Origin of the sequence: Arthrobacter sp. BL-252-APC-1A (assembly GCF_009696625.1) — a bacterium.
Classification (GTDB): Bacteria; Actinomycetota; Actinomycetes; order Actinomycetales; family Micrococcaceae; genus Arthrobacter_B.
Window position 1 is genome coordinate 465,276 of the sequence record NZ_VULS01000003.1, and the last position, 23,237, is coordinate 488,512.

A 23,237-nucleotide genomic window follows, 5' to 3' on the forward strand; every position below is an offset into this window, starting at 1 on the left:
TACTATGTGATGGTGGAGATGAACGCGCTGCGTCGGGAGATAGTCAATGCTGTCCGTGGCATGGGCCTGGATGGCCAGTTGGTTGCGGACGCATTCGCCCACAACCACGGATTGAATTCCACGGACATGCGGGCACTTACCCTGGTGATGGAGGCAGAGGTCCGGGGGGAACCGCTCACTGCCGGGCGCCTGAGCGCCCTGCTGGGCACGTCCACCGGGGCCACGACCGCAGTCATTGACCGCCTGGAGAAAATCGGGCATATCCACCGCGCACGCTCGGAAGAGGACCGGCGCAAAGTCACGCTTCACTTTGAACCACTTGCCCGCGAGCTTGCCGGAGCGTACTTCGGACCGCTGGGTGCCCTTACTACTGAGGTGATGGACCGCTACTCCGAGGCAGAGCTGGAGACGATCCACGGCTTCCTCACCGGAATGCGGCAGGCCTACAACACCTACCTACAGCGGATCGACGGCGCCGACGGCCACCATCCGGACCCATCCGCCCGTCCGGCCACGCCCCGGCAGGGCGTCCGTGCAGGCCGCGCGGCACCCGGAGCCGAAAACAGGTAAGCTGTTTATCGCTGCCGGACGCCGGCGGCCACGCCTCCGTAGCTCAGTAGGATAGAGCGGCCCTCTCCTAAAGGGCAGGTCGTCGGTTCGATTCCGGCCGGGGGCACTTTTTTATGCCTGTCCCTGCCCGCCGACAGCCTCGGGCTCCGCCGCTGCGAACTGGGTGTTGTAGAGCTCGGCGTAACGTCCGCCCTTCGCCAGCAGCTCCGTTTGGGTTCCCTGTTCGGCGATCCGCCCGTCCTCGATCACCAGGATCCGGTCGGCGTTGCGGATCGTGGAGAGCCGGTGGGCAATCACGACGGCGGTGCGCCCTTCCAGTGCCTCGGTCAGGGCAGCCTGAACCGCGGCTTCCGACGTCGAGTCCAGCGCGGCCGTCGCCTCATCCAGGACCACGATCCGCGGCTGGGCCAGCAGCAGCCGGGCAATGGTCATGCGCTGCCGTTCTCCGCCGGAGAGACGGTAGCCTCGCTCCCCCACCATGGTTTCGAGTCCGTCGGGAAGCGAACGGATCATTTCCTCCAGCCGTGCCCGCCGGAGTGCATCCCAAATCTCCTCATCCGAGGCACCCGGGTTCGCCAGCAGCAGATTCGAGCGGATGGTCTCGTGGAACAGGTGCCCGTCCTGGGTCACCATGCCCAGCGCGGAGCGCATTCCTTCAAAGCTCAAGTCCCGCACATCGGTGCCGGAGAAGCGCACGGCGCCTGAATCGACGTCGTACAGGCGGGAGAGCAGCTGGGCAATCGTTGACTTGCCCGCGCCCGAGCTGCCCACCAGCGCCACCGTCTGTCCCGGCTCAACCCGGAAGGAGACACTGTGCAGGACGTCTTCGCCGCCTCGGCTGTCCAGGACTGCAACGTCCTCCAGGGATGCAAGGGAGACCTTGTCCGCCGTCGGATACGCGAAAGTCACGTCGTCGAACTCAACTCCCAGCGGTCCCTGCGGGACGGGTGCGGGATTCTCTTTTTCACGGATCAGCGGCTTGAGGTCCAGAATCTCGAAGACCCGTTCAAAACTGACCACGGCACTCATGATTTCCACCCGGGCGTTGGCCAGGGAAGTCAGCGGTGCGTACAGGCGCGTCAGCAGCAGGGCCAGAGTCACCACGTCACCGGTGTTCAGGGTTCCCTGCAGGGCGAACCAGCCGCCAAGACCGTAGACGAGAGCCAGGGCCAGGGCGGAAACAAGGGTCAGTGCGGTGACAAAGACCGTCTGCATCATGGCGGTCTTGACGCCGATGTCGCGCACCCGTGCCGCGCGGACGGCGAACTCCGTCGATTCCTGGTCCGGCCGGCCAAACAGCTTGACGAGTGTGGCGCCCGGCGCGGAGAAACGCTCCGTCATCTGGGTGCCCATGGAAGCGTTGTGGTTCGCGGCTTCACGCCGCAGGGCGGCAAGCCTGCTCCCCATCCGGCGGGCCGGGATCAGGAACACCGGCAGCAGAAGCATGGCAAGGACAGTGACCTGCCACGACGTCGTGAGCATAACGATCAGGGTGAGGATGAGGGCAACGAGGTTGCTGACCACCCCCGAGAGCGTGCCGCTGAAGGCCTGCTGGGCGCCGATCACGTCATTGTTGAGCCGGCTCACCAGGGCCCCTGTGCGGGTACGCGTAAAGAATGCAATTGGCATGCGCTGCACGTGGTCGAAGACAGCGGTGCGAAGGTCCAGGATCACCTGTTCACCGATTTTGGAGGAGAACCAGCGCGTAGCCAGGGATACCGCGGCGTCTGCAATTGCGACCAGGGCGATGAGTGCGGCCAGCCAGATCACGGTGTCCACCGATGAACCGGCCACGATCGCATTGACCACTTCCCCTGCCAGGACCGGTGTTGCCACAGCCAGGAACGCTCCGCCGGTGGACAGGACCAGGAACCCGATCAGCTGCCGGCGGTACGGCGATGCGAAGGCCAGAATGCGCTTCAATGTCTCGCGCGAGATTTTCCGGTCGGTGCCCTTGGCGGTGGAGATCTTGTGCAGCGAACTCCAGGCCGCGCCTTCCATGCTCATGTCTTGTCTTCCTTACTTAGCGCTGCCTTCCAGCCTAGTCGCTGTACGGGCCGCGACCCGAGGACATAACACCGCCCTGCATCGGCGAATTCCCTTCCCACAAGGCCGGAATAAGGACACGCTCGGTTGTGCCCTGCACCACGGGTAACACAGCTCACGCTGGGATACACTGCAAACTGCCCGCACCCGCCCGGGCCACTGAACGAAAGGCCGCTATGCCGACGGCGCCAACCCAGGAGAGCATGTTCGCGGACAGCCTCAGCGAAGACCTGCCGGCGCTGGTCGCCGTCGGTGACTCATCGCTGACGGCCGACGTTGAACGGGCCCTTGGGCATGCCCGGCTGCGTCCCGTCCGCCGCGGCGGGGATGCCGAGGGACCGCTGCCGGTCCTGGCCGTGGTGGATACCGCTGCCTTAGAGGCGGCCGGGCCTGATCTCCGGCGCTGGCTCCTGCCCGCTGCTGACGGTTCCGGGCCGCCGGTAATTCTCATCTCCTCCGGTGAGCTGCTTGATGTTGAGGACATGGTCCGCCGGGGAATCACCGATTTCGTCCTCGCTCCGGTTTCCATGGACGAACTTACCTACCGGGCAGCCCTCATCCGCGCCGAATCACTGGCCGTACGCCGCCGCCGCGAGGTCAATGCACTCCTGCGCGGGAAAACCCGTGTCATTTCCGCCGCAGTTCGGGCAACCAATGACCCGCATGTCATGGCCGACGCCGTTGTGTCGGGTTTGGGGGACGCGTTCGGCGCAGACCATGTGCTCCTGACCACCTTTGCCGATGAGCGTGTGCCAGCCCTGGAAAACTGCTGGAGCCGTCCTGGCACCAGTGCGCAGATCCCGGTTCCGAATCCGGAACAGGCGGGCCAGGTGGCCAGGCTGCTGTGGGGAAACGGCAAGATGCTTGCCGCCCGTGACCATCTGGACCCGGACTGCGACACACACCCCATCCTGTACCCGGCGCCGCGCGAGGCTGGGCTTCGCACATCGGTAATTGTTCCGCTGGGCCACGGAGACCGCCCTTTCGGCATCATCTGGCTGGCCGGAGAGTACGAAGAACGCGTCTGGACACCCACTGAGCTGTCACTGATCCAGCACGTCAGCGGCAACCTGGCACACGGACTGGTGCAGGGCCATTTGATCACTGCGCAGCGAACAGTGCTGGCGCGGCAGCGGGAACTGGACCGGGAAAAGACAGACTTCGTGGCCACCATCAACCACGAGCTGCGCACTCCCCTGACCTCCATCACCGGCTACCTGGACCTCATTCTTGACACCACGGGAGAGGGAATCTCCCCGGAGATTGCCCAGATGCTCGAAATCGTCGGCCGCAACGCCAACCGGCTGAACCACCTCATCGGGGATTTGCTCACCATCTCCCGTTCCGATGCTGAGGAAACCCGGATGGACGTCGAAGAGCTTGTGCTGCGGGATCTCCTTGAACCGGTGATCGCATCCCTGACGCCGTCGGCAACCAGCCGGAACATCACCCTGACCCTGGATGAAACCGATCCGGAGCTCCGGCTGGATTTGAGGCTGGACGGAGACAGGGAGCAGCTTGAACGCGTTTTCTCCAACCTGATCTCCAACGCGGTGAAATTCACGCCGCCCAACGGCTCCGTTCGGATCGGAGCAGACCTGGCCGAGGCCGAAGACGGCAGCCCGCCCATGATCCGCGTGTGCGTCCGTGACACCGGAATTGGGATCCCCGAGGAAGACCTCCCAAAACTCTTCAGCCGGTTCTTCCGGGCGTCCAACGCAACGTCGGCTGCCATCCCGGGAACGGGACTCGGCCTGTCAATCGTCCAGGACATCGTCAACCAGCACGGCGGCAAGCTCTGCATCACATCCGAGATGGGCAAGGGAACCTGCGCCGAGGTAAAGCTCCCGGCAAGCTAGGCCTTTACTGGACGCCGACGGTCGCGTGCGCCTCGATCCGCTCCGGATAGCAGTAGCAGTTGAGCGAGTTGCCGCGGCTGAAGCCAACAAGTGTCATCCCGGCGTCGTGCGCCAGTTCTACTGACAGCGACGACGGCGCGGAAACGGCAGCCAGCACCGGGATGCCGGCGAGCTGGGCTTTTTGAACAAGTTCAAAAGATGCCCGTCCGGATATCTGCAGGACCTTGCCGCGCAGCGGCAGCATTCCTGCACGCAGCGCCCAGCCCACCACCTTGTCCACGGCGTTGTGCCGTCCCACGTCTTCACGCAGGCACAGCAGTTCCCCGTCGGCGGTGAACAGTCCGGCCGCGTGGACGCCTCCGGTCTTCTCGAACAGCGCCTGGCTTTCGCGCAGCCGGTCGGGCAAAGCGGCCAGGACCTCAAGCGGCACCCGGACGCCGTCGTCCGCGACGTCGAAATGGGACGATTTCCGCACCGCTTCGATGGACGCCGTGCCGCAGATACCGCAGGAACTGGAGGTGTAGACATGCCGCTCCATGCCGGTATCCGGCAAGGCCGTCCCGGGCCGCAGCTGCACATCGACCACGTTGAAGGTCTGCTGGCCCTCCTCGTCCACGCCGGCGCAGTACCGCATGGAGATCAGCTGGCCGGCTTCCCAGATAACACCCTCAGAGACCAGGAAACCGGCCACCAGGTCAAAGTCGTCGCCGGGAGTACGCATGGTTACGGTGAAGGATTTGCCCTGGAAACGGATCTCCAGCGGCTCCTCTCCGGCGAGCACGTCATCGCGCCGGCTCACCGTGCCGTCCGTGCGGAACCTCGTGACGCGGGCACGCCGTGAAACCCGTCCCATCCCATCGCTCCTCAATAAGTCTTAGACTGGCCTCACTTCAGACTAGGGGATTTCCTACACAAGGACGTGGTGGCTGTGCCAAGCAAGGCTCCGAAAGATGGAATCAACGAATCAGAGCTGCGGGTCGGTGATCCGAAAACCCATGCCGTCGGACTGCCGGCAGTCATCAACTCCCTGCGTATTTCCTTCGACCAGATGGGACCGCTGCGCAGCGCCAAGACGCTGCTGAACGTCAACCAGAAAAAGGGTTTTGACTGTCCCGGATGCGCCTGGCCTGAAGGCGACAAGCGGCACGCAGCCGAATTCTGCGAGAACGGCGCCAAGGCTGTGGCCGAAGAGGCCACCAAGCGCAAGGTTCCACCGGAGTTCTTTGCCGAGCATTCCGTGGCCGACATGCTTGAAAAGGACGATTACTGGCTGGGACAGCAGGGACGCCTGACCCACCCCATGGTGCTGGAGGCCGGCGACACGCACTACCGTCCCATCGGCTGGGATGCCGCCTACAGCATCATTGTCGAGGAACTGGCTGCAATGGACAGCCCGGACGAGGCCGTCTTCTACACCTCGGGCCGCACCTCCAATGAGGCAGCGTTCCTGTACCAGCTCATGGTCCGCGGCCTCGGAACCAACAACCTGCCCGACTGCTCCAACATGTGCCATGAATCCTCGGGCTCCGCGCTGACCGAAACGCTGGGCATAGGCAAGGGAACCGTCACTCTGGACGACGTGCAAAACTCCGACCTGATCATCGTGGCCGGGCAGAATCCCGGCACCAACCACCCGCGCATGCTGACCGCCCTGGAACGTGCCAAGAAGAACGGCGCCACAATCATTGCGGTAAATCCCCTGCCGGAAGCGGGCCTGCTGCGCTTCGACAACCCGCAGACGGCGTCGGGCCTGCTCGGAACCAAGTTCGGCGGCGGCACCCAGCTCGCGGACGACTTCCTGCAGATCCGCCTCGGCGGTGACCAGGCGCTTTTCCAGGGCCTTGGCAAGTACCTGCTGGAGCAGGAGGAAAAGCACGGCAATGTCTTCGACCATGCATTCATCAGTGCCTACACCGATGGCCTGGATGCCTACCTGGCTGAGCTCCGGAAAACATCCTGGGATGAGATCTGCCTCGCCAGCGGTCTGACGCGCCCGCAGATTGAGACCACCGGCGCCAGGCTGACCGCCTCAAAATCCACTGTGGTGTGCTGGGCCATGGGCCTGACGCAGCACAAGCACTCCGTGCCGATGCTGCGCGACATTGTCAATGTCCTGCTCCTGCAGGGCAACGTCGGCCGCCCCGGCGCCGGTGTCTGCCCGGTCCGCGGGCACTCCAACGTTCAGGGCGACCGCACCATGGGCATCTTCGAGCGGATGCCTGAGCCCTTCCACGACCGGCTCGACGCCGAATTCGGCTTCGCATCGCCGCGGCGGCACGGGTTCGACACGGTCAATGCGATCCGTGCCATGCGGGATTCGAAGGTGCGGGTCTTTATGGCCATGGGCGGCAACTTCATTCGGGCAACTCCGGATTCCGCGGTCACCGAGGACGCCCTCCGCAACACGGCACTCACTGTCCAGGTTTCCACCAAGCTCAACAAGTCCCATCTGGTGCACGGCCGCCGCGCCCTCATCCTGCCCGCACTGGGACGGACAGACCGCGACACCCAGGCCGGCGGAGACCAGCGGGTCACCGTTGAAGACTCGATGAGCGCAGTTCATGCCTCCCAGGGCAGGCTGGATCCTCCGGGTCCGCAGGTCCGGTCTGAGGTCGCGATTGTTTGTGAGCTCTCGGAACGCCTCTTCACCGGAGACAACGCCCCGTTCCGTGCGAACGCTCCCCAGCTGGACTGGATTGGCGCGCGTGCCGATTACTCGCTCATCCGCCGGCACATTGAAAACGTCATTCCCGGTTTTGAGGGTTTCGAGGCGAAGATCAAGCACGGCGGAGGCGGATTCGTCCTGCCCAACGGCCCCCGCGACGGACGCAAATTCGCCACGGAGACCGGTAAAGCCCGGTTCACCGCCAACGAACTTGCCTACCCGAAGGTGCCCGAAGGCCGGCTGATCCTGCAGACCCTGCGGGCCCATGACCAGTACAACACCACCATCTACGCCAAGGACGACCGTTACCGCGGCATCTACGGCGGACGCCGCGTGGTATTCGTCAACAAGCAGGATCTGGCGGCCGCCGGGCTCAAGGACGGGGACATGGTGGACATGGTTTCGGAGTATGAGGACGGCGTCGAACGCCGTGCCGAGTCCTTCCGGGCGGTTGCCTACAACACGCCTGTTGGCTGCGCAGCGGCCTACTACCCTGAGGCAAACGTGCTGGTGCCGCTGGACTCCGTCGCCGAAGTCAGCGGCACCCCAACGTCCAAGTCCGTGATTATCCGGCTGGAGGCTGCTTCACCGGCCACGGCAGCTGCAGCGCACTAACAGACTGGTCTGCGGTGCAGCCCTCTTCAGGCAGCACCATAATTGCGTCGGCCTCTGCGAGGCCCCGCAGCATGCCGGACCTGAAGTACTGCGAGGGAAGAGCGCGCCCGTCCTGGATCCGGCACGGAACCAGGCGGGTGCGCCCCGGCAGTGGCGCAACGTCCACACCCGCGAGGACATGGTGTTCGGGCGCCGGCGCCGCTCCGCGGAGACCTTCCAGCAGCGGCTGGAGCACGGTGAAGACGGCCATCATGGCTGCGAGCGGGTTGCCGGGCAGCGCTACGACAAACCGGCCGTCGGGCAGCCGGGCCAGCAGCGTCGGATGACCTGGCCGCATCGCAATACCGTCAATCAGCAGTTCAGCCTCAACGGCCTCCAGTGCGCGCCGCAGGTGGTCGGCGTCGGATATTCCGGTGCCGCCGGTGGTCACCAGGACGTCCCCTGAAGACATTGCCAGCGAGGTTTCGTCCACAGCGTCGGTGCTCAGCGCCGCAATAACGTCATCGAGTCGGTCCGGGAGGCGCCGGACGGCATCCACACGTGCTCCCAGCATCTCAACGAGCTGCGGCAGCTGCGGCCCGAAGGTGTCGCGAACCTGCCCGGAGTCCGGCAGGCCGGACTCGATGACTTCATCCCCTGTGAAGAGCAGGGACACGCGCGGTGCCCGCAGGACCGGAAGCATGTCATGGCCGCAGACCGCCGCCAGGGCGATGTGCGCCGGATTGAGCACAGTCCCGGCGGGGATGGTGGTTTCCCCGGCAGCAGCTTCTTCTCCGGCCGGCCGGATGTGCTCGCCCAGGCGGGGCTCGTCCTCCCTGGCTGTGGCTGCAGTAACGAGCGTCGCCGGCTCAGTGGGGTTCAGGATGCCGTTCTCGGACCGCAGGATGGCCTCAGCACCGGCTGGGACAAGCCCTCCGGTCAGGATGGACACTGCCTCCCCTGACTTCAGCGGACGGCGTCCGGATTCCTTGTGGATCTGCCACGGCTCGGGGTCAGGTTCGGGCACCACGATCGTCCACGGTTCCGGTCCGGACACGGCCCAGCCATCCATCGCAGAAGAGGCGTAGTGCGGCACGGCGTGCAGGGCCACGGCGTCGGAGGCAAGAGTGTGTCCCAGGGCTTCGGCAAGGGGCACCGTTTCAAAAGGAAGGGGACGGGCCGCAGCGTAGGCCGCCCTGCGGGCCTGTTCCCATGACGTGTTCGGCTGCAGGGGAAGTATCACCGGGACAGGACCGTTCACTGGGTTTCCTCCTGTGTTGAGACCGCATCGCATTCGCGCTGGGCTGCACGGATCGCCGCCCGTATTGCCACGGATTCATCGGCCTGGCCGCTCCCTGCCGCGAGTCCCGCGGCAAGGCCGGCAACGAAAGTCGTCAGGGGTGCTGCCGGACGAACCACATTGTGCGCTGCTGCGGCGGCCAGGTCCAGTACCGCATTGATGTCCACCTGCGTCTCATCGAGTTCGAAGGCCCGCAGCAAACGCTGCGTCCAATCCTCGAGTTCCTGCTGCTGGGTTCCCATCTTGGCTCCTTCGTCCTTGACTGCGGCTGCGGGCCCGGGACGGAGTCAGGCGGTACGTGGTCCGCGCTGAATACCCCATTTCCCGGCATCGGCCCAGGTGTCCACGTCCGCGGTACTTCCTTCCGGGACGGCAACCTCTCTCCACTGCACCCTAGCAAGCATGCTGAACATTGAAAGATTTGCCAGCCCGTCCGGAGATCCGGTTACCGCTGCAAGCAGGTCATCTGTCCGGTAGATCCCGGCCAACGGCTGTGCCTTCCCGCTTGAATCCACCGCGAGCACGGACTGCGGCGGACCCAGCCGCGCCGCTTCCAGAAGCGCGTCAACGGCGCGCGCTGACTCCGGCATGTCACAGGCCAGGACCAGGGTCCACGGACTTGGAGGGTTCTCGTCCTGCAGCTCTGTGAGGGCAGTGACCGCAGCTCCCACCGCCGCAGCGGGTCCGGAGAATGGAGGATCTTCACGCACTATGACTCCGGCGAAAGGAACTCCGGACAGCAGGCCGGCCAGCCCGGGCGGGCCCACGACTGCGGTTTGAACAGCGTCACCAGCCGCCCGCAGGGTGCGTACCAGGAGGGGTTCCCCGTTGACCAGGAGTCCCGCCTTTGGCTCGCCCCCAAGCCGGGAGGAACGACCGCCGGCCAGGATTACCGCGTTGAAACTCTCTTCGCCGGGTCCGCTCATGCTGCGGTGTCCCCAAGGAACGGGCTCCATTGTTCCGCCGGCCGTTCCAGCTCACGGATCTGCCATCTGGTTCCCCGGGGAGCCCGCGGTGTAAACCGCAGCTTCCAACCCAACTGGTTCAGAGTCTTGTCCCCTTTGTTGTTGTTGCAGCGCAGGCAGCACGCCACCATGTTTTCCCAGCTGTCCTGGCCGCCGCGCGATTTGGGTACTACGTGGTCGACGGTAGATGCTGCTTTTCCACAATAAGCGCACGAATGCCCGTCCCTGCGCAGTACGCCACGGCGGGTGGCCACAGTCGAATCACGGTAAGGAATGTTCACGTAGCGGTTTAGGAGGATTACGGAAGGCCGCCCAAAGACGTCGCCTGGGCCAACTACCGGGTCACCGCTCTCAGCCAGCACACTCGCTTTTCCGGACAGCACGAGGACCAGGGCACGCCGAAAGGTCACTACCGCCAGCGGCTCATAGCCCGCATTCAGAACAAGGGTTCGCATGCACGTTCCTCTTCGCCCCACCCGCCAGCCGGAGAGAAATCGTGTTTACCGGCGCCGCGGTACTTCGAATGTTCACTGCAAGGGTAAGCCGCCAAGCCCGATCCCGCTATTTAAAGGGCACGAGAACAGTTGGGCGGAGGCTTCAGCATGCCGCGGGGCAGCATTGGAAACGGCGAAGGGCCCTGCTGTTCCCAGCAGGGCCCTTCATGGAACTGTGTCAGAGTCCGTAAAGCTATTAGCCGCCTACGCGGATGTAGACTCCGCCGGAACCAAGCTCAGCGGGAGCAACAACGGTCTGGTTGCCGAAGAACCCTCCATGGACGGCCTGACCGTTACCAACGTAGACAGCGATGTGGGCAACGCCCATGCCGCCGTCGGCGTAGTAGATCAGGTCGCCGGGAATTGCCTCGGCAGCACTCACCGTGCGGCCCAGGGACAGGTAGCCGGCAGGCCAGTCGTGGAAGTTGATGCCGGCAGCAGCCAGTGCGTTTGTGGCAAGCATGGTGCAGTCCTGCATAACACCAAGCTGTGCGTATGCAGCAGCTGCGATGGTTGCGGCGGTACCGGAGGCAGCTGCGGGAGCGGCAGCCGGGGAAGCAACCGGCGCGGCGGCCGGAGCTGCCGTGGAAGTGCCGTTGGCTGCGGGAGCCGCCTGCACGGTTTCCTCAGTTGCCTGGACGGCTACTTCCTGGGACTGGACAGCAACTTCGGGAGCCACGGTTACGCCCGGAACGGGTGTAAGTGTCAGGTCAGGACCGATTGCGTCGGCCGGAACCTGCAGAGGGATCGAAGACAGGTCCAGCTTGCTGGTCTGCACGTCACGGGAAATTTCAGGGCCCGCAGCGTTTGCTGCAACGCCCGTGCTCAGGACGAGGCCGGAAGCGGCCGCAATGACGGCTGCCTGGCGGCCAACGTTGCCGGCACTGCTGACAGCGTCAGCAAGGGCGGACAGGGAGTTGTTGCGCTGTACAGGCGCGCGGTGGCGCGCACGCTCAGTTGACGTGGTCATTTAGGGGTTTTCTCCGTTGGTTCTGGCAACTGAGCGTCAGCTGACGCGGACGAAGCTTGCGCCGGGAAGATCAGACAGGGAGTGCAGACCGGTGTTCATGCCGTTGAGGCCACCGCTGATGACCTGGCCGTTGCCTACGTAGATAGCTACGTGGCCGCCGGTGATAACGAGGTCGCCGGCCTGCGGGCTGCCAACAACTGCGCCGAAGGCGAAGAACTGGCCCGGTGCGAGGTCGCCAACGGACTTGCCAACCGAACGCAGAGCGTTCTCAACCATGGCGGTGCAGTCCTGGGCAACGCCGATCTGGGCGTAGGCGGAGGCGACGAGCCCGGCGGCGACGCCGCTGGCGCCAACCTCGGGCGCTGCGGGAGCGGAAGATGCGGTGGTGACGTTGCCGGCGGCCTGAGCCGGGGCAGCGGCGGTCTGCTGGGCAGCCACCTCAGCAGCGGCTACGGCCTCCTGCTGGGCAGCGGCAGCAACAGCTGCTGCTTCTTCGGCTGCTGCCTGCTCTGCGGCGGCGATCTGTGCGCGGGTCTCGGCTCCGGAGAGGGAGCCGGCCAGCGGCTGGACCGGAAGTTCGAAGGGTGCCTGCTCGGAAACCGTGACGGTTCCGTTCGAGGTCACAACGTTGAGGGGGGTGGCTTCGAGAGCCTGCCGATCGGTGGAAACCGGAGCTGCCTGGGCCGGCATGCCGGCGGCCAGAACAAGGCCGGAAGCTGCGACGACGACGGCTGCCTGGCGGCCTACCGAACCTGCGTTAGCGGTTACGGCCTTGGACAGTGCGGTAAGCGTGCTTACCTGCGGGGTGGCTGCACGACGGCGGCCAGAATTGACTGATGACACAGTTTTTGCCTCTCCCAATGCCTACGAGGTGAGCTGTCGGATTCGGATGGGAGTCACCCGGTTGCTGGACTGCTAAGTCCGGCAACTTAACCCCTAGGGCTTCTTGCGAAACCCGAAATTGGTTCCCCCGCCTCTGCCATGCGATTTTGCGAACGGATCTCGGACAGTGGCAGAGCTCGGCTATCTGTTCGAGAGTGCCTGATCTTTGGCGAATCAGGCACGGTGACGAGAATATAACAACATCACTGAAATGTCACGCTCAGGTCACGAAAGGGTATTGCGGCGGTCACAACCAGGCCAGGGGGTCGACTGGAGTGCCATTTACGAGTACTTCGAAGTGCAGGTGGCATCCCGTCGATGCGCCGGTGCTTCCGCTGGCGCCAACAAGGTGTCCGCGCTCCACGGTGTCGCCTACCGAGACGCTCATGGCGGAGAGATGGTTATAGGTCGTCTCCACTCCGTTGCCGTGGTCGAGAACAACACGGTTTCCGCCACCGTACGGATGCCAGCCGGCCGACTTCACAGTCCCGGCAGCGGCGGCGGTCACCTCGGTCCCGCAGGCTGCCGCGTAGTCCTGACCCGTGTGCAGCTCTCCGGCTGCGCCGGTGATCGGGCTGACCCGGTAACCGAAAGCGGAGGTCTGGACGGGCTCGGAGTCCAGCGGGTTGGCCAGCGTCCCCTTGGCCGCAGCCGGGATGACGTCCGCCCCTGCGACAGTCAGCCCGCGAAGCTTGGCGTCGGGATCGAACTTGGAAGTCAGCGCCGCCCGGTCAAAGGACAGGACCGCATCCGGATCAGCCGAGACCGGCATCTCCGCTGCTGTGGGCTCCGGTTCCATGACGGGGTCCGTGGCGGCCGCCGTCGTAGGCATTACGACGGTGAGGACGAGTCCGGAAGCCGCAGCGGTGATGGCAAATTTCTGGGCGGAACCGCCCAGTGGGCGGTGGGCAGGTTCGGCGCGGCGCCTGCCGGCGGACCGGTTAGCGGTGCGTGGGCGCAGTTCCATGGCCGGTGATTCGGCCCTGCGCCTGCCCGAAGCAGCATGCTTCGACAAGTGGTTCCCTCTCTACAAGCCTGCGAAGTTAGCTGTCGGATTCGAGTAGAGAAACTCGGCCCCCGACGCACAGGGATATCCAGTCCTGGATGTTCCTGTGGTGCTCGGAGGCTTCACCCCAAGGCAGCTGGGCTGCCGGTTGTTGGGTCCTCCGCCCCTGCCCGCGAACGGTGGCACCTGCGGTCCAGTGGCAGGGTTAGGCTGTTGGACCGGTTAACGGTGTTGTTGCTGTAGTCAGAAGCCACTATAGGGGAAAAAGCCTGAAAGATACCATTCCGTTACCTTCAGCGGCGGAAGGTCACGAACCGGAGGCGGAGACAAACACGTGCGAAGCGACTTCAGCGGGAAGCTCAAGGGCGCCTTCGATCCCCGGGACGCGGACTGAGACGTAGCCTCCCACAACCTCGGCAGTGATGGTGGCACCGGGCCGCAGCCCGGCTTCGTCGAGCTGGGTCAGGAGCTCCGGATCCACCTGGATAGGTTCGGCGAGCCGTTCCAGGACCATCGACTGCCCTGCACCTGCCGTCCCGACGGCGGAGAGAAGGTCCTGGTAGGGCATCGCGGGAGGAACGGCGGCGGCTCCGCCCAGTGCTTCCAGGCCGGGGATTGGATTTCCGTAGGGAGACTCGGTGGGCTTGCCGAGCAGATCGTAGAGACGGCGCTCCACCCGCTCACTCATAACGTGTTCCCACCGGCACGCCTCGTCATGGACGTACGCCCAGTCCAGGCCGATCACGTCAGCCAGCAGCCGTTCGGCGAGCCGGTGCTTGCGCATCACTTCTGTGGCTCGCCTGCGGCCCAGATCCGTCAGTTCAAGCTGACGGGTACCGGAAACGACTACCAGCCCGTCGCGCTCCATGCGCCCGATGGTCTGTGAAACGGTTGGGCCGGAATGGCGCAGACGCTCTGCAATGCGTGCCCGCAGTGCGACGATGTTCTCTTCTTCGAGCTCAAGGATGGTTCGAAGATACATCTCAGTTGTGTCGATGAGGTCCGTCATGACCAGCCGCTCCTAGCAATCGTGCGGAAGTGAATAACCGCTGCGGCACAGACCGCGCCGCCGGTTTCGTCTCCACGTTAGCCCATCGGCGCAAGACGGACAGAATTATCCACCCCTGTGAATCGCTCACTTCCCAGCGGTCACAAATAGGACCGGTACGGCCGCCGGGTGTTGAATGGAAAGGTACGTGAAGCACCCTGCCAACCCGCTTGGAGCATACAGAAAATGGGCGAAACCGCCGTTACGATTCCCGCAGAACTCCTCCCCAAGGATGGTCGGTTCGGTGCCGGCCCGTCCAAGGTCCGGCCCGAGCAGATCCAGGCCCTCTCCGACGCAGGGACCAGGCTTCTGGGCACGTCCCACCGACAGGCTCCGGTGCGGAACCTGGTGGGCAGCGTCCGCGAAGGACTCTCCTCCCTGTTCTCTGCCCCCGAAGGCTACGAGGTAGTCCTCGGCGTCGGCGGCTCGACCGCTTTCTGGGACATCGCGTCCTTCGGCCTCGTTGAGAACAAGGCTCAGCACCTCTCCTTCGGTGAATTCGGTTCCAAGTTCGCCGCCGCGACGAACAAGGCCCCGTTCCTGGCTTCATCCAGCATCATCAAGGCCGAACCGGGCACCCGCCCCGAGGCTGCGGCCGAGGCCGGCGTTGATGTCTATGCCTGGCCGCAGAATGAAACCTCCACCGGTGTAGCTGCCCCGGTCCGCCGGGTGGCCGGGGCTGACGCCGGCTCACTGGTCCTGATCGATGCGACGTCCGCAGCAGGCGGGCTCGACGTCGATCTGGCCGAAGCCGACGTCTATTACTTCGCGCCCCAGAAGAACTTCGCTTCCGACGGCGGCCTGTGGCTTGGCATGTTCTCACCCGCCGCGATTGAGCGCGCAGCCAGGATCAATGCCTCCGGCCGCTGGATCCCGGACTTCCTGAACCTGCAGACGGCGATCGACAACTCCCGCCTGAACCAGACGTACAACACGCCGTCGCTCTCCACGCTGGTCACCCTGGATGCCCAGATCAAGTGGCTGAACTCCAACGGCGGCCTGAAGTTTGCTGCAGGCCGCACTGCGGACTCTGCCGGACGCATCTACTCCTGGGCTGAGAAGTCAGGCGTCGCAACGCCGTTCGTCTCCCGGCCCGAGGACCGCTCCAACGTCATTGCCACCATCGACTTCGACGATTCAATCGACGCCGCTGCGATCGCGAAGACGCTGCGGGCCAACGGCGTGGTGGATGTGGAGCCGTACCGGAAGCTTGGACGCAACCAGCTTCGCATCGCCACCTTCGTCGCGATCGAGCCGGACGACGTCAGTGCCCTGCTGCAGTGCATCGATTACGTGATCGAGCATTCCTAGACACAACGTACGCGGCCGTGGCCGCCTAGAGAGGGCCCCAGCACCGTTCTACGGTCTGGGGTCCTCTTCGGTTATGGACTCAGTGGCGTTGCTTGTCAGGTAGAGGCGCCGCGGCATCGTGCGGTCGTAGTGCAGTCGCAGATGGTGGGCCCGCCAGGCCCAGACCAGGCCGATCACGGCGGTAATGAGACCGGAGGCAGCCGCAACACCCAGGCTCCAGCGTGGACCGAAGGCATTGGAAACCCAGCCCACGATCGGTGCTCCCAGCGGGGTGCCGCCGAGGAAAATCGCGAAGTACAGGGCCATGACCCTGCCGCGCATCACCGGCGTTGTGGTGGTCTGCACGTAGGCGTTGGCACTGGTCATCAGGGTGAGGGCAAACAGTCCCACCGGAATCAGGGAAAGCGCAAAGATCCAGAGATTCGGCGAAAGTGCGGCCAGCATGCAGGCAACTCCAAAAGCGCCGGCTGCTCCGAAGATGAACCGGAGCCGCGGCTTGTCACGGCGTGCAGACAGCAGCGCACCGGCAACGGACCCGATGGCCATGATCGAGTTCAGCAGCCCGAAGATCCCGGCATCCTGACCGAACTCGGTACGTGCCATGGCAGCTATATAGACAGCGAAGTTAAGCCCGAAGGTACCCACGATGAAGATCGCCACCAGGACCATCACCAGGTCCGGACGGTAGCGCACATATTTCAGTCCGGCGCGGATGCGGCCCTTGCCGGGTGGGGCCTTGGGCAGCACGCGCAGCTCGGAAGAACGCATCTTCAGCAGTGCCAGGACCATTGCCGCGAAGGTCACGGTGTTAATAAGGAAGACCCATCCCGGTCCGACGGCAACGGTAAGCAGGCCGGCGGCTGCCGGACCGACCATCCGCGCGCCGTTGAAGGACGCACTGTTCAGCGCGACGGCATTGGGAAGGTTCTCCTCGCTGACAACTTCGGAGACAAAGCTCTGGCGGGCCGGGGCATCAACGGCGGAGACCACGCCCAGCGCCAGGGCGAAAGCGTAGACATGCCACAGATGTGCGTGGCCGGAGAGGACCAGCAGGCCCAGTCCGGCACCAAGCGCCGCCATGGAGACCTGCGTGGTGAGCAGCACCTTGCGCCGGTCATAGGTATCTGCCACCAGCCCGGCCCACGGCGCCAGCAGCAGCTGCGGTCCAAGCTGGAGGGCCATGACAATACCCATGGCCGCGGCGTCCTGGTTCGTCAGGATGTCATAGACAAGCCAGTCCTGGGCGGTGCGCTGCATCCAGGTTCCGATGTTGGAGACCAGGGCTCCAAGGAACCAGATGCGGTAGTTGAAGATTCGAAGCGAACGGAACATTTTGGGTTCACTTCTCCCGTCCGGGATCGTGAACCGCGTTCCATGCACTCACCGCTTATTCGTCCTCCACGGCCGCAGGTGACGCTGCGGCTTCCTGTTCATCTTCCGCTTCAGTTTCAGGTTCAGTTTCAGCCGGGGAAGCCTCCGCTGCTGCTTCGGGATCCTTCACCGGGGCACCATCAGGCTGGCTCCCAGCTGCGGCTTCTTCGCCCGGTTCCTGGGTTGCGACGTCTTCGGGGCGGACCCGCTCAGACCACGGCACCCACTCAGGGGCCAGTACCGCGTCGGCTGAGGGCAGCAGGCCCACTTCGCAGACAGTGGCAACCTTGCCGCGCGGCACGCGTGCCACGGTGGCATACCATTCCCAACCCCGGTAGCCGGGACGGTTGGCCCGGAACCGGTGGGTCACGAGCCGGTCTGCATCGGGAACGACGCTCAGCCATTCCCCCACCTGTTCCTCCGGCACGACTTCCAGCAGAGCTGCCCGCGCGCTTTCCACGGCAGCGGCCAGCACTGCGTCAGGCTTCGACGGTTTGCGCGGAGGTTTCCGCGCGGCAGGCTTCGGCGTCTGGTCGGTATTGGTCGCGTCGGTGGTTTTCACTCGGTGGTTCTGCCCCTATGCATCAAGGTCGTCGGCAACGGCCCGCAGCACTGCAGCCACCTTGGCCGAATGCTTCTTCTCGGGGTACCTGCCCCGGCGCAGTCCGTTGGAGATTCCATCCAACAGTTTAATGAGGTCTTCGGTAATCACGGCCATGTCGTCGGCAGGCTTGCGGGTGGCCTTGACCACCGACGGCGGCGCTTCCAGGATCCGGGCCGAGAGAGCCTGCGGGCCACGCCGTCCGTCAGCCACACCAAACTCCATGCGCGTTCCGGGCTTCACCTCGCTCACGCCAGCGGGAAGCGCAGATGCGTGCAGGAAGACTTCCTGGCCGTCGTCAGTGGCCAGGAATCCGAATCCCTTGCCAGTGTCGAACCACTTGACCTTGCCGATGGGCACTTCGCTTACCTCGTTCTTTGCTGTGGGATGCAGTCTCTCGAGCGCATCTCGTGATGAAAGGGTGGTACATCCGCGCGTAGTCATCCGGCCGCTTCCATGCCAGCACTGGATCATGCGGGCGGCGGATGCCTGTTGAGATACTACGGGGAAGAGTCTTCCCATTAGAATATCCCGAGCTCCCTAATCCTCGGCGTGCCCGGCTTTGGGTTCACGGATTTTTAGCTGTTAGCGTTAAAGACCATGGAGCACTTGGGTTCAAACCCCGCAAACGCCGCCTCAAACGGCCGCGAAACCACCCCCCGCATCGGCGGGGAAAAACTCACTGCAACCGCCGGTACAGCTCCGGTGCATTCCAAGCGTTCACCGCTGAGGGTTGTAATGACCGTGCTGGCCGGCATCCTGGCTGTGGCCGGTGTTGGCAGCCTTGCCGCGCTCCTGCTGGAAGCATTCCGCGGAGAAGTCATCTGGCCCGGGTTCGCCGCCGGGGCGTTTTACGCCCTGCCCATAGCTTTCCTGCTGATGGCCGGGCTGGTAATTGACTCAATCGTGCGGCGGCGCCGAGGCTAACCCGTTTGTTTTCGGTCCCACTCGGGTAACGTATTGGACGATGTCCGCGATCCGAGCATTGGCCGAAGACCTTGCAGCGCGCAGTGACGAACAACTGCGTGAGCTCCTTACCGCCCGGCCGGATCTGGCATTGCCTCCGGTACCGGATTTCCAGGCCCTGGCCGCCCGCGCTTCTACGCGCATCAGCGTACAGCGCGTGCTTGAAAAACTCACGGCACCACAGCTCCAGGTATTGGAAGCCCTGGACCTGACAACGAACGAAGACTCCCACCTGAGCACAACGGCCTCGTGGCTGAAGGCCTCCATCTCCGGATCGACAATCAAGTCCCTGGACGTGATCCTGAGCTACCTGCATTCACTGGCCCTGCTGCGCCGCGCCACACCTCATCCCGGTGCACCAAAAGCCGACGCCGGACGCAAGTTCTATCTCCCGGTTTCGGTTCTGGGTGAAGCACTGGGCGCCTACCCGGCAGGGCTGGGACGCCCTTATTCAACGCTCGCTGCCCAGCAGCCTGAGTTCGGTCAGCGCCTCGTTGGCATTGTCGAAGGCCTGCGCCAGCGCGGGCTGCCCATTGAAAAAGCAGATACGCCGTCCACCGCAGCCCATTCCCTCCACCATCTGGTGTCAGACCCCGCCGGCTGGGAAGCACTGCTGGCCGATGCCCCGCCCCAGACCCACGACCTGCTGCGCCGGTTCAAGTACTCGCCGGTGGGAACCATCCCCCGCAAGGCTGCGATCAGCCGCGCGGTGCTGGACAATCCGTCCCCCACCCCTGTGGAGTGGCTGGTGGCGCATGGTCTCCTTGTCCCCCTGGACGCCCTGCATGTGGAGCTGCCGCGGCCGGTTGGCCAGGCGTCCCGGGGGCACGTAATCGTCTCGGACTTCCAGCTGGATCCTGTTCCGCCGACTCCGCGCCCGGTGCCCCACAACCTGCGGGATAACGCCGCGTACGGTGCCGTGGCGGAAACACTCCGGCTGGTCACCGAACTGCTGGCAGTGGCAGCCGAAGCACCCGTGGGGACCCTGCGCTCAGGCGGCGTCGGCGTCCGGGAAGTCAGGCGGGTGTCCGATGCCCTCCGGCTGGATGCACTGGCCACTGCCTGGCTCCTTGAGCTCTCGGCACTGTCCGGGCTCCTCGTGCTGGATGCGGCCACGTCCCGCTGGGGCGCCGCGGAAACAGACTGGCCCACGCTGGACCGCGAGCTGCAGTGGCAGCATCTGGTGAAAGCCTGGCTGGACGCGGAACGGGCGCCGTCACTTATCGGTGCGCCGCTTCCAGGCGGCGGCTCCGTCAACGCTTTGGCGGGGGAACTCTCCCGTCCCGATGCACCGCTTGTCCGCCGCCGGATGCTGGAGATGTTCGCTTCCCTTGCTGCGGCTGAGTCGCTTGAGGAAGCACATTCGGGAGCCTACGACGCCGAAGACCTGATCGGTGCCCTGACCTGGCACCAGCCGCGGCTGCAGCGCCGGTTCGCCCGCCTGGTTCCGGGCATGTTGAAGGAAGCCGCCCAGCTGGGACTGGTTGGGTCCGGCGCCCTGACCGAGCTGGGGCACGCCGTTGCCGCCGGAGATTTTGACCGCGCCGCGGCGAGGCTGCGGGAGGCACTTCCCGAACCGCTGAGCTCCTTCCTGCTGCAGGCGGACCTGACCGCGGTTGCCCCCGGTTACCTGGAGCCAAAGGTGGCCCGCCAGCTTTCCCTGGTGGCCGACGCCGAGGGGCAGGGACCAGCGACCATCTACCGTTTCTCCGCGAATTCGGTCCGGCGGGCCCTGGACGCTGACATGGATGCGGCGTCGATCCTTGAGTTCCTGGCCCACTATTCGGCCACGGAGGTCCCGCAGCCGCTGCGCTATCTGGTGGAGGACACGGCAGCACGGCACGGGCGGCTGCGCATCGGTGCAGCCTGGTCCTACCTTCGCAGTGACGACGAAACCGGGCTGAACGCACTCATGGCAGACCCCCGTGCCGGGGCACTGGGACTGACGAGGATTGCACCCACTGTGATCTCTTCGGCCGCTACTCCGCAGGAGCTCGCCCTGGCGATCCGCGATCTGGGCTACTCCCCGGTCATGGAAGGACGCGCCCGCGAAGCGAACGGTTCCCACGCCCGCCCGCCCGTGCCGGCGCCGTCGTCCTCCCCCACCCGGATAAACCAGTGGGAACTCGGCGAGGACGACCTTGAAGCGCAGCTGGCGGCCCTCCGCGGGAGAGGACCCGCGGTGGCGCCAAAGGGAGATGAATCCGTTCCGCTGGTAGGGCTGGAAACGCTGCGCAAGGCCATTCGGACCAAGTCCTCGGTCCGAATGGGTGTTGTGGACAGCCAGGGGAATGAACGGCAGGAGATCTTCGTTCCTCTTTCCGTAAGTGAAGGCCGGGTAAGGGTCTTCGATCCGCGCAGGGACGTTGAACGCGTAGTGTCGATACATCGGATAATGGATGTGGAAATAGTGGAGGGCAGCCCAGCACATGGTTGACGGACCGTTGATCGTCCAGAGCGACAAGACCATCTTGCTGGAAGTGGACCATCCCCAGGCTGTGGAAGCGCGGCACGCGATTGCCGCTTTCGCGGAGCTTGAGCGCGCACCGGAGCACATCCACAGCTACCGCCTCACCCCGCTGGGACTCTGGAACGCACGTGCCGCGGGGCTGGACGCCGAGCAGGTGCTGAACACGCTTCTGACCTATTCACGCTTTCCCGTGCCGCACACCCTCCTGGTGGACATCGAAGAGACCATGTCCCGCTACGGGCGGCTGCGGCTGGAGAAAGACCCCCAGCACGGACTGGTGCTGCGCACCAATGACTACCCCGTGCTTGAAGAGGTCTTTCACGCCAAGAAGATCCAGCCGCTGCTTGGGCCGCGGATCGACGGTGAGACCGTAGTTGTCCAGTCCGCCATGCGCGGGCAGCTCAAGCAGCTGCTGCTGAAGCTGGGCTGGCCGGCTGAAGACCTTGCGGGATATGTGGACGGCACCCCGCACCCGATCCTCCTGAACGACGATGGGTGGACACTGCGGCCCTACCAGAAGGTTGCCACCGAGAACTTCTGGGCCGGCGGCTCCGGGGTGGTTGTGCTGCCCTGCGGTGCCGGCAAGACACTCGTTGGTGCCGCAGCGATGGCCACCAGTTCCACCACCACGCTGATCCTGGTCACCAATACGGTCTCGGCCCGGCAGTGGAAAGATGAGCTGCTCAAGCGGACCTCGCTTACCGAAGACGAGATTGGCGAATATTCGGGTGCGGTCAAGGAAGTCCGTCCCGTCACCATCGCCACCTACCAGGTGCTCACCCTCAAGCGCGGCGGGCTTTACCCGCATCTTGAACTGCTCGACGCCAATGACTGGGGCCTGATCATCTATGACGAGGTGCATCTGCTTCCGGCACCCATCTTCCGGATGACAGCGGATCTGCAGGCCAGGCGCCGGCTTGGCCTGACTGCCACCCTGGTCCGCGAAGACGGACGCGAGGGCGAAGTCTTTTCCCTCATTGGCCCCAAACGGTACGACGCTCCCTGGAAGGACATCGAGGCGCAGGGCTATATCGCCCCGGCCGAGTGCATCGAGGTGCGGGTGGACCTGCCGCGGGATGAACGGGTTGCCTATGCCATGGCCGAGGACGGGGACAAGTACCGTCTGTGTTCGACTTCGGAAACGAAGTCCAAGGTGGTGCAGGACCTGGTGCGCCGGCATGAGGGCGACCAGATCCTGGTGATCGGGCAGTACATCGACCAGCTGGATGAGCTGGCTGAGCGGCTGGACGCACCCGTAATCAAGGGCGGAACGCCGGTCAAGGAACGCCAGCGGCTGTTCAACGACTTCCGCGAAGGCAAACTGAAGACCTTGGTTGTGTCCAAGGTTGCCAACTTCTCCATCGATCTGCCGGAAGCTTCGGTGGCCATCCAGGTCTCCGGTTCCTTCGGCTCCCGCCAGGAGGAAGCCCAGCGGCTCGGCCGCCTGCTGCGCCCGAAGTCAGATGGCCGGGCTGCTCACTTCTACACCGTCGTCGCGCGGGACACCCTGGACCAGGACTTCGCGGCCAAACGGCAGCGTTTCCTCGCCGAGCAGGGCTACGCCTACTCCATCCAGGACGCCGCGGACATCGAAAAGCCCGCCTAGCTCCCTTCAATTCGCCTCTTCATCGGCCCAGCGCTGGTTATCCCGACGAGAAACATGCCACGCTTGAGCCGGTGACCTCCGGAATGGCGTACCGCGACATCGTTTCCGCCTTCACAGGATCCTGACGCCCCCAGGAACAGAGTTCCTGGCTCATCCGGCTGCCCGCCTCACACACCTGGGACGGCGTCACATAATAGCGCCCCGGGATTGGCAGCGGATATCTTGAAACTGCTTCCGGGCGCGCTTCAGCGCGGCTTCGGGCATCCACGTCCCGCCGAGCCGGATCCAGCCACATGCCGCACTTCGCCGTAGTCCCGGGCCCCCCGCGCCCGAATCCGCTCGTCCTCTCCCGCGCCAGGCTGCTGCACGCGCTCGACGACGCCGCTGCTGCCCCGCTCACGCTCGTGCGCGGCCCGGACGGAGCAGGAAAAACCACGCTCCTGCAGCATTGGGCCACTGCGCGGGAGCGGCCTGCTGCGCTCTGCTGCTGTTCCGGGTGCGGCTGCGTCCCGC

20 protein-coding genes, 1 tRNA gene and 2 riboswitches are annotated in these 23,237 nt (G+C 64.7%); of the genes, 8 read left to right on the forward strand and 13 right to left on the reverse strand.

From position 1 onward, the window contains the following. Positions 1-18 precede the first annotated feature (18 nt). Together FYJ28_RS07265 and FYJ28_RS07270 are read left to right on the forward strand one after the other, a co-directional pair. Positions 19-570 carry a MarR family winged helix-turn-helix transcriptional regulator gene (locus tag FYJ28_RS07265; RefSeq protein WP_160317909.1) on the forward strand — a complete coding sequence of 184 codons (552 nt, stop codon included), beginning with the start codon at positions 19-21 and terminating at the stop codon, positions 568-570. Between the two features lie 32 nt (positions 571-602). Continuing rightward, a tRNA-Arg gene (locus FYJ28_RS07270) sits at positions 603-676 on the forward strand. A 5-nt stretch (positions 677-681) separates the two neighbouring features. Here the strand turns inward: FYJ28_RS07270 and FYJ28_RS07275 are convergent. Next, on the reverse strand, positions 682-2,577 hold the full coding sequence (locus tag FYJ28_RS07275; RefSeq protein WP_154578775.1) for an ABC transporter ATP-binding protein: 1,896 nt from the start codon (positions 2,575-2,577) through the stop codon (positions 682-684). 242 nt (positions 2,578-2,819) lie between these two features. Between FYJ28_RS07275 and FYJ28_RS07280 the strand changes: the two genes are divergently transcribed. Continuing rightward, complete coding sequence (locus FYJ28_RS07280) at positions 2,820-4,475, forward strand: ATP-binding protein (protein ID WP_055239927.1); 1,656 nt, start codon at positions 2,820-2,822, stop codon at positions 4,473-4,475. A 4-nt stretch (positions 4,476-4,479) separates the two neighbouring features. Here FYJ28_RS07280 and fdhD read toward each other — a convergent pair whose 3' ends face one another. Next, positions 4,480-5,328 carry a formate dehydrogenase accessory sulfurtransferase FdhD gene (fdhD, locus tag FYJ28_RS07285; RefSeq protein ID WP_154578776.1) on the reverse strand — a complete coding sequence of 283 codons (849 nt, stop codon included), beginning with the start codon at positions 5,326-5,328 and terminating at the stop codon, positions 4,480-4,482. Between the two features lie 75 nt (positions 5,329-5,403). Between fdhD and FYJ28_RS07290 the strand changes: the two genes are divergently transcribed. Then, the gene (locus FYJ28_RS07290; protein ID WP_326831575.1) at positions 5,404-7,755 is read left to right on the forward strand and encodes an FdhF/YdeP family oxidoreductase; all 2,352 of its coding nucleotides are present in this window, start codon (positions 5,404-5,406) and stop codon (positions 7,753-7,755) included. On the opposite strand, the gene FYJ28_RS07295 is transcribed toward FYJ28_RS07290, so the two are convergent. The 8 genes from FYJ28_RS07295 to FYJ28_RS07325 form a co-directional block, all read right to left on the reverse strand. Then, positions 7,706-8,995: a molybdopterin molybdotransferase MoeA gene (locus FYJ28_RS07295; RefSeq protein WP_195840618.1), complete on the reverse strand. Its 1,290-nt coding sequence runs from the start codon at positions 8,993-8,995 to the stop codon at positions 7,706-7,708. The two genes, FYJ28_RS07290 and FYJ28_RS07295, sit on opposite strands and share 50 nt — an antisense overlap. After that, positions 8,992-9,276 carry a DUF6457 domain-containing protein gene (locus FYJ28_RS17315; RefSeq protein ID WP_055239923.1) on the reverse strand — a complete coding sequence of 95 codons (285 nt, stop codon included), beginning with the start codon at positions 9,274-9,276 and terminating at the stop codon, positions 8,992-8,994. The genes FYJ28_RS07295 and FYJ28_RS17315 overlap by 4 nt, the downstream gene beginning before the upstream one ends. Positions 9,277-9,321: 45 nt before the next feature. Continuing rightward, complete coding sequence (mobA, locus tag FYJ28_RS07300; protein WP_055239922.1) at positions 9,322-9,960, reverse strand: molybdenum cofactor guanylyltransferase; 639 nt, start codon at positions 9,958-9,960, stop codon at positions 9,322-9,324. Beyond that, entirely contained in the window at positions 9,957-10,454 is a 498-nt protein-coding gene (locus FYJ28_RS07305) for an HNH endonuclease (RefSeq protein ID WP_055239921.1), read from the reverse strand. Before FYJ28_RS07305 ends, mobA begins: the two co-directional genes overlap by 4 nt. Positions 10,455-10,689: 235 nt before the next feature. Next, the gene (locus FYJ28_RS07310; RefSeq protein ID WP_154578778.1) at positions 10,690-11,463 is read right to left on the reverse strand and encodes an NlpC/P60 family protein; all 774 of its coding nucleotides are present in this window, start codon (positions 11,461-11,463) and stop codon (positions 10,690-10,692) included. A gap of 36 nt (positions 11,464-11,499) precedes the next feature. Beyond that, the gene (locus FYJ28_RS17535; RefSeq protein ID WP_055239919.1) at positions 11,500-12,306 is read right to left on the reverse strand and encodes an NlpC/P60 family protein; all 807 of its coding nucleotides are present in this window, start codon (positions 12,304-12,306) and stop codon (positions 11,500-11,502) included. Positions 12,307-12,310: 4 nt separating this feature from the next. After that, positions 12,311-12,467, reverse strand: a riboswitch (cyclic di-AMP (ydaO/yuaA leader). 125 nt (positions 12,468-12,592) lie between these two features. Further along, positions 12,593-13,360: a M23 family metallopeptidase gene (locus FYJ28_RS07320; protein WP_229780303.1), complete on the reverse strand. Its 768-nt coding sequence runs from the start codon at positions 13,358-13,360 to the stop codon at positions 12,593-12,595. A gap of 1 nt (position 13,361) precedes the next feature. Next, positions 13,362-13,573, reverse strand: a riboswitch (cyclic di-AMP (ydaO/yuaA leader). A gap of 85 nt (positions 13,574-13,658) precedes the next feature. Beyond that, positions 13,659-14,360, reverse strand: a complete 702-nt coding sequence (locus FYJ28_RS07325) for a metal-dependent transcriptional regulator (protein WP_154578780.1) — start codon at positions 14,358-14,360, stop codon at positions 13,659-13,661. A gap of 225 nt (positions 14,361-14,585) precedes the next feature. Between FYJ28_RS07325 and serC the strand changes: the two genes are divergently transcribed. Continuing rightward, a complete protein-coding gene (gene serC, locus FYJ28_RS07330) occupies positions 14,586-15,710 on the forward strand; it encodes a phosphoserine transaminase (protein ID WP_154578781.1) in 1,125 nt (374 codons plus the stop codon). 48 nt (positions 15,711-15,758) lie between these two features. Here the strand turns inward: serC and FYJ28_RS07335 are convergent, their stop codons facing one another. The 3 genes from FYJ28_RS07335 to FYJ28_RS07345 are packed head-to-tail and all read right to left on the reverse strand — an operon-like array spanning position 15,759 to position 18,042. After that, on the reverse strand, positions 15,759-17,042 hold the full coding sequence (locus FYJ28_RS07335; RefSeq protein ID WP_154578782.1) for an MFS transporter: 1,284 nt from the start codon (positions 17,040-17,042) through the stop codon (positions 15,759-15,761). 55 nt (positions 17,043-17,097) lie between these two features. Continuing rightward, complete coding sequence (locus tag FYJ28_RS07340; protein ID WP_326831576.1) at positions 17,098-17,643, reverse strand: DUF3027 domain-containing protein; 546 nt, start codon at positions 17,641-17,643, stop codon at positions 17,098-17,100. 15 nt (positions 17,644-17,658) lie between these two features. Next, positions 17,659-18,042 (reverse strand): cold-shock protein, encoded by a 384-nt coding sequence (locus FYJ28_RS07345; protein WP_326831577.1) that lies wholly within the window; start codon positions 18,040-18,042, stop codon positions 17,659-17,661. Between the two features lie 240 nt (positions 18,043-18,282). Here FYJ28_RS07345 and FYJ28_RS07350 point away from each other — a divergent pair, with 240 nt between their 5' ends. The 3 genes from FYJ28_RS07350 to FYJ28_RS07360 are packed head-to-tail and all read left to right on the forward strand — an operon-like array spanning position 18,283 to position 22,724. Beyond that, entirely contained in the window at positions 18,283-18,609 is a 327-nt protein-coding gene (locus FYJ28_RS07350; protein WP_152969867.1) for a hypothetical protein, read from the forward strand. A gap of 40 nt (positions 18,610-18,649) precedes the next feature. Next, positions 18,650-21,085, forward strand: coding sequence for a helicase-associated domain-containing protein (locus FYJ28_RS07355; protein ID WP_154578784.1), 2,436 nt, complete (start codon positions 18,650-18,652; stop codon positions 21,083-21,085). Beyond that, the gene (locus tag FYJ28_RS07360; protein ID WP_154578785.1) at positions 21,078-22,724 is read left to right on the forward strand and encodes a DNA repair helicase XPB; all 1,647 of its coding nucleotides are present in this window, start codon (positions 21,078-21,080) and stop codon (positions 22,722-22,724) included. The genes FYJ28_RS07355 and FYJ28_RS07360 overlap by 8 nt, the downstream gene beginning before the upstream one ends. The last annotated feature ends 513 nt before the right edge of the window (positions 22,725-23,237 follow it).

Bases quoted from the DNA above. Each gene is read 5' to 3' on its own strand.
- FYJ28_RS07310 (WP_154578778.1), bottom strand. From the start codon at position 11,463: ATGACCACGTCAACTGAGCGTGCGCGCCACCGCGCGCCTGTACAGCGC.
- FYJ28_RS07275 (WP_154578775.1), bottom strand. From the start codon at position 2,577: ATGAGCATGGAAGGCGCGGCCTGGAGTTCGCTGCACAAGATCTCCACC.
- FYJ28_RS07305 (WP_055239921.1), bottom strand. From the start codon at position 10,454: ATGCGAACCCTTGTTCTGAATGCGGGCTATGAGCCGCTGGCGGTAGTG.
- FYJ28_RS17315 (WP_055239923.1), bottom strand. From the start codon at position 9,276: ATGGGAACCCAGCAGCAGGAACTCGAGGATTGGACGCAGCGTTTGCTG.
- FYJ28_RS07280 (WP_055239927.1), top strand. From the start codon at position 2,820: ATGTTCGCGGACAGCCTCAGCGAAGACCTGCCGGCGCTGGTCGCCGTC.
- fdhD (WP_154578776.1), bottom strand. From the start codon at position 5,328: ATGGGACGGGTTTCACGGCGTGCCCGCGTCACGAGGTTCCGCACGGAC.
- FYJ28_RS07265 (WP_160317909.1), top strand. From the start codon at position 19: ATGAACGCGCTGCGTCGGGAGATAGTCAATGCTGTCCGTGGCATGGGC.
- mobA (WP_055239922.1), bottom strand. From the start codon at position 9,960: ATGAGCGGACCCGGCGAAGAGAGTTTCAACGCGGTAATCCTGGCCGGC.
- serC (WP_154578781.1), top strand. From the start codon at position 14,586: ATGGGCGAAACCGCCGTTACGATTCCCGCAGAACTCCTCCCCAAGGAT.
- FYJ28_RS07350 (WP_152969867.1), top strand. From the start codon at position 18,283: ATGGAGCACTTGGGTTCAAACCCCGCAAACGCCGCCTCAAACGGCCGC.
- FYJ28_RS07325 (WP_154578780.1), bottom strand. From the start codon at position 14,360: ATGACGGACCTCATCGACACAACTGAGATGTATCTTCGAACCATCCTT.
- FYJ28_RS07360 (WP_154578785.1), top strand. From the start codon at position 21,078: ATGGTTGACGGACCGTTGATCGTCCAGAGCGACAAGACCATCTTGCTG.
- FYJ28_RS07355 (WP_154578784.1), top strand. From the start codon at position 18,650: ATGTCCGCGATCCGAGCATTGGCCGAAGACCTTGCAGCGCGCAGTGAC.
- FYJ28_RS07335 (WP_154578782.1), bottom strand. From the start codon at position 17,042: ATGTTCCGTTCGCTTCGAATCTTCAACTACCGCATCTGGTTCCTTGGA.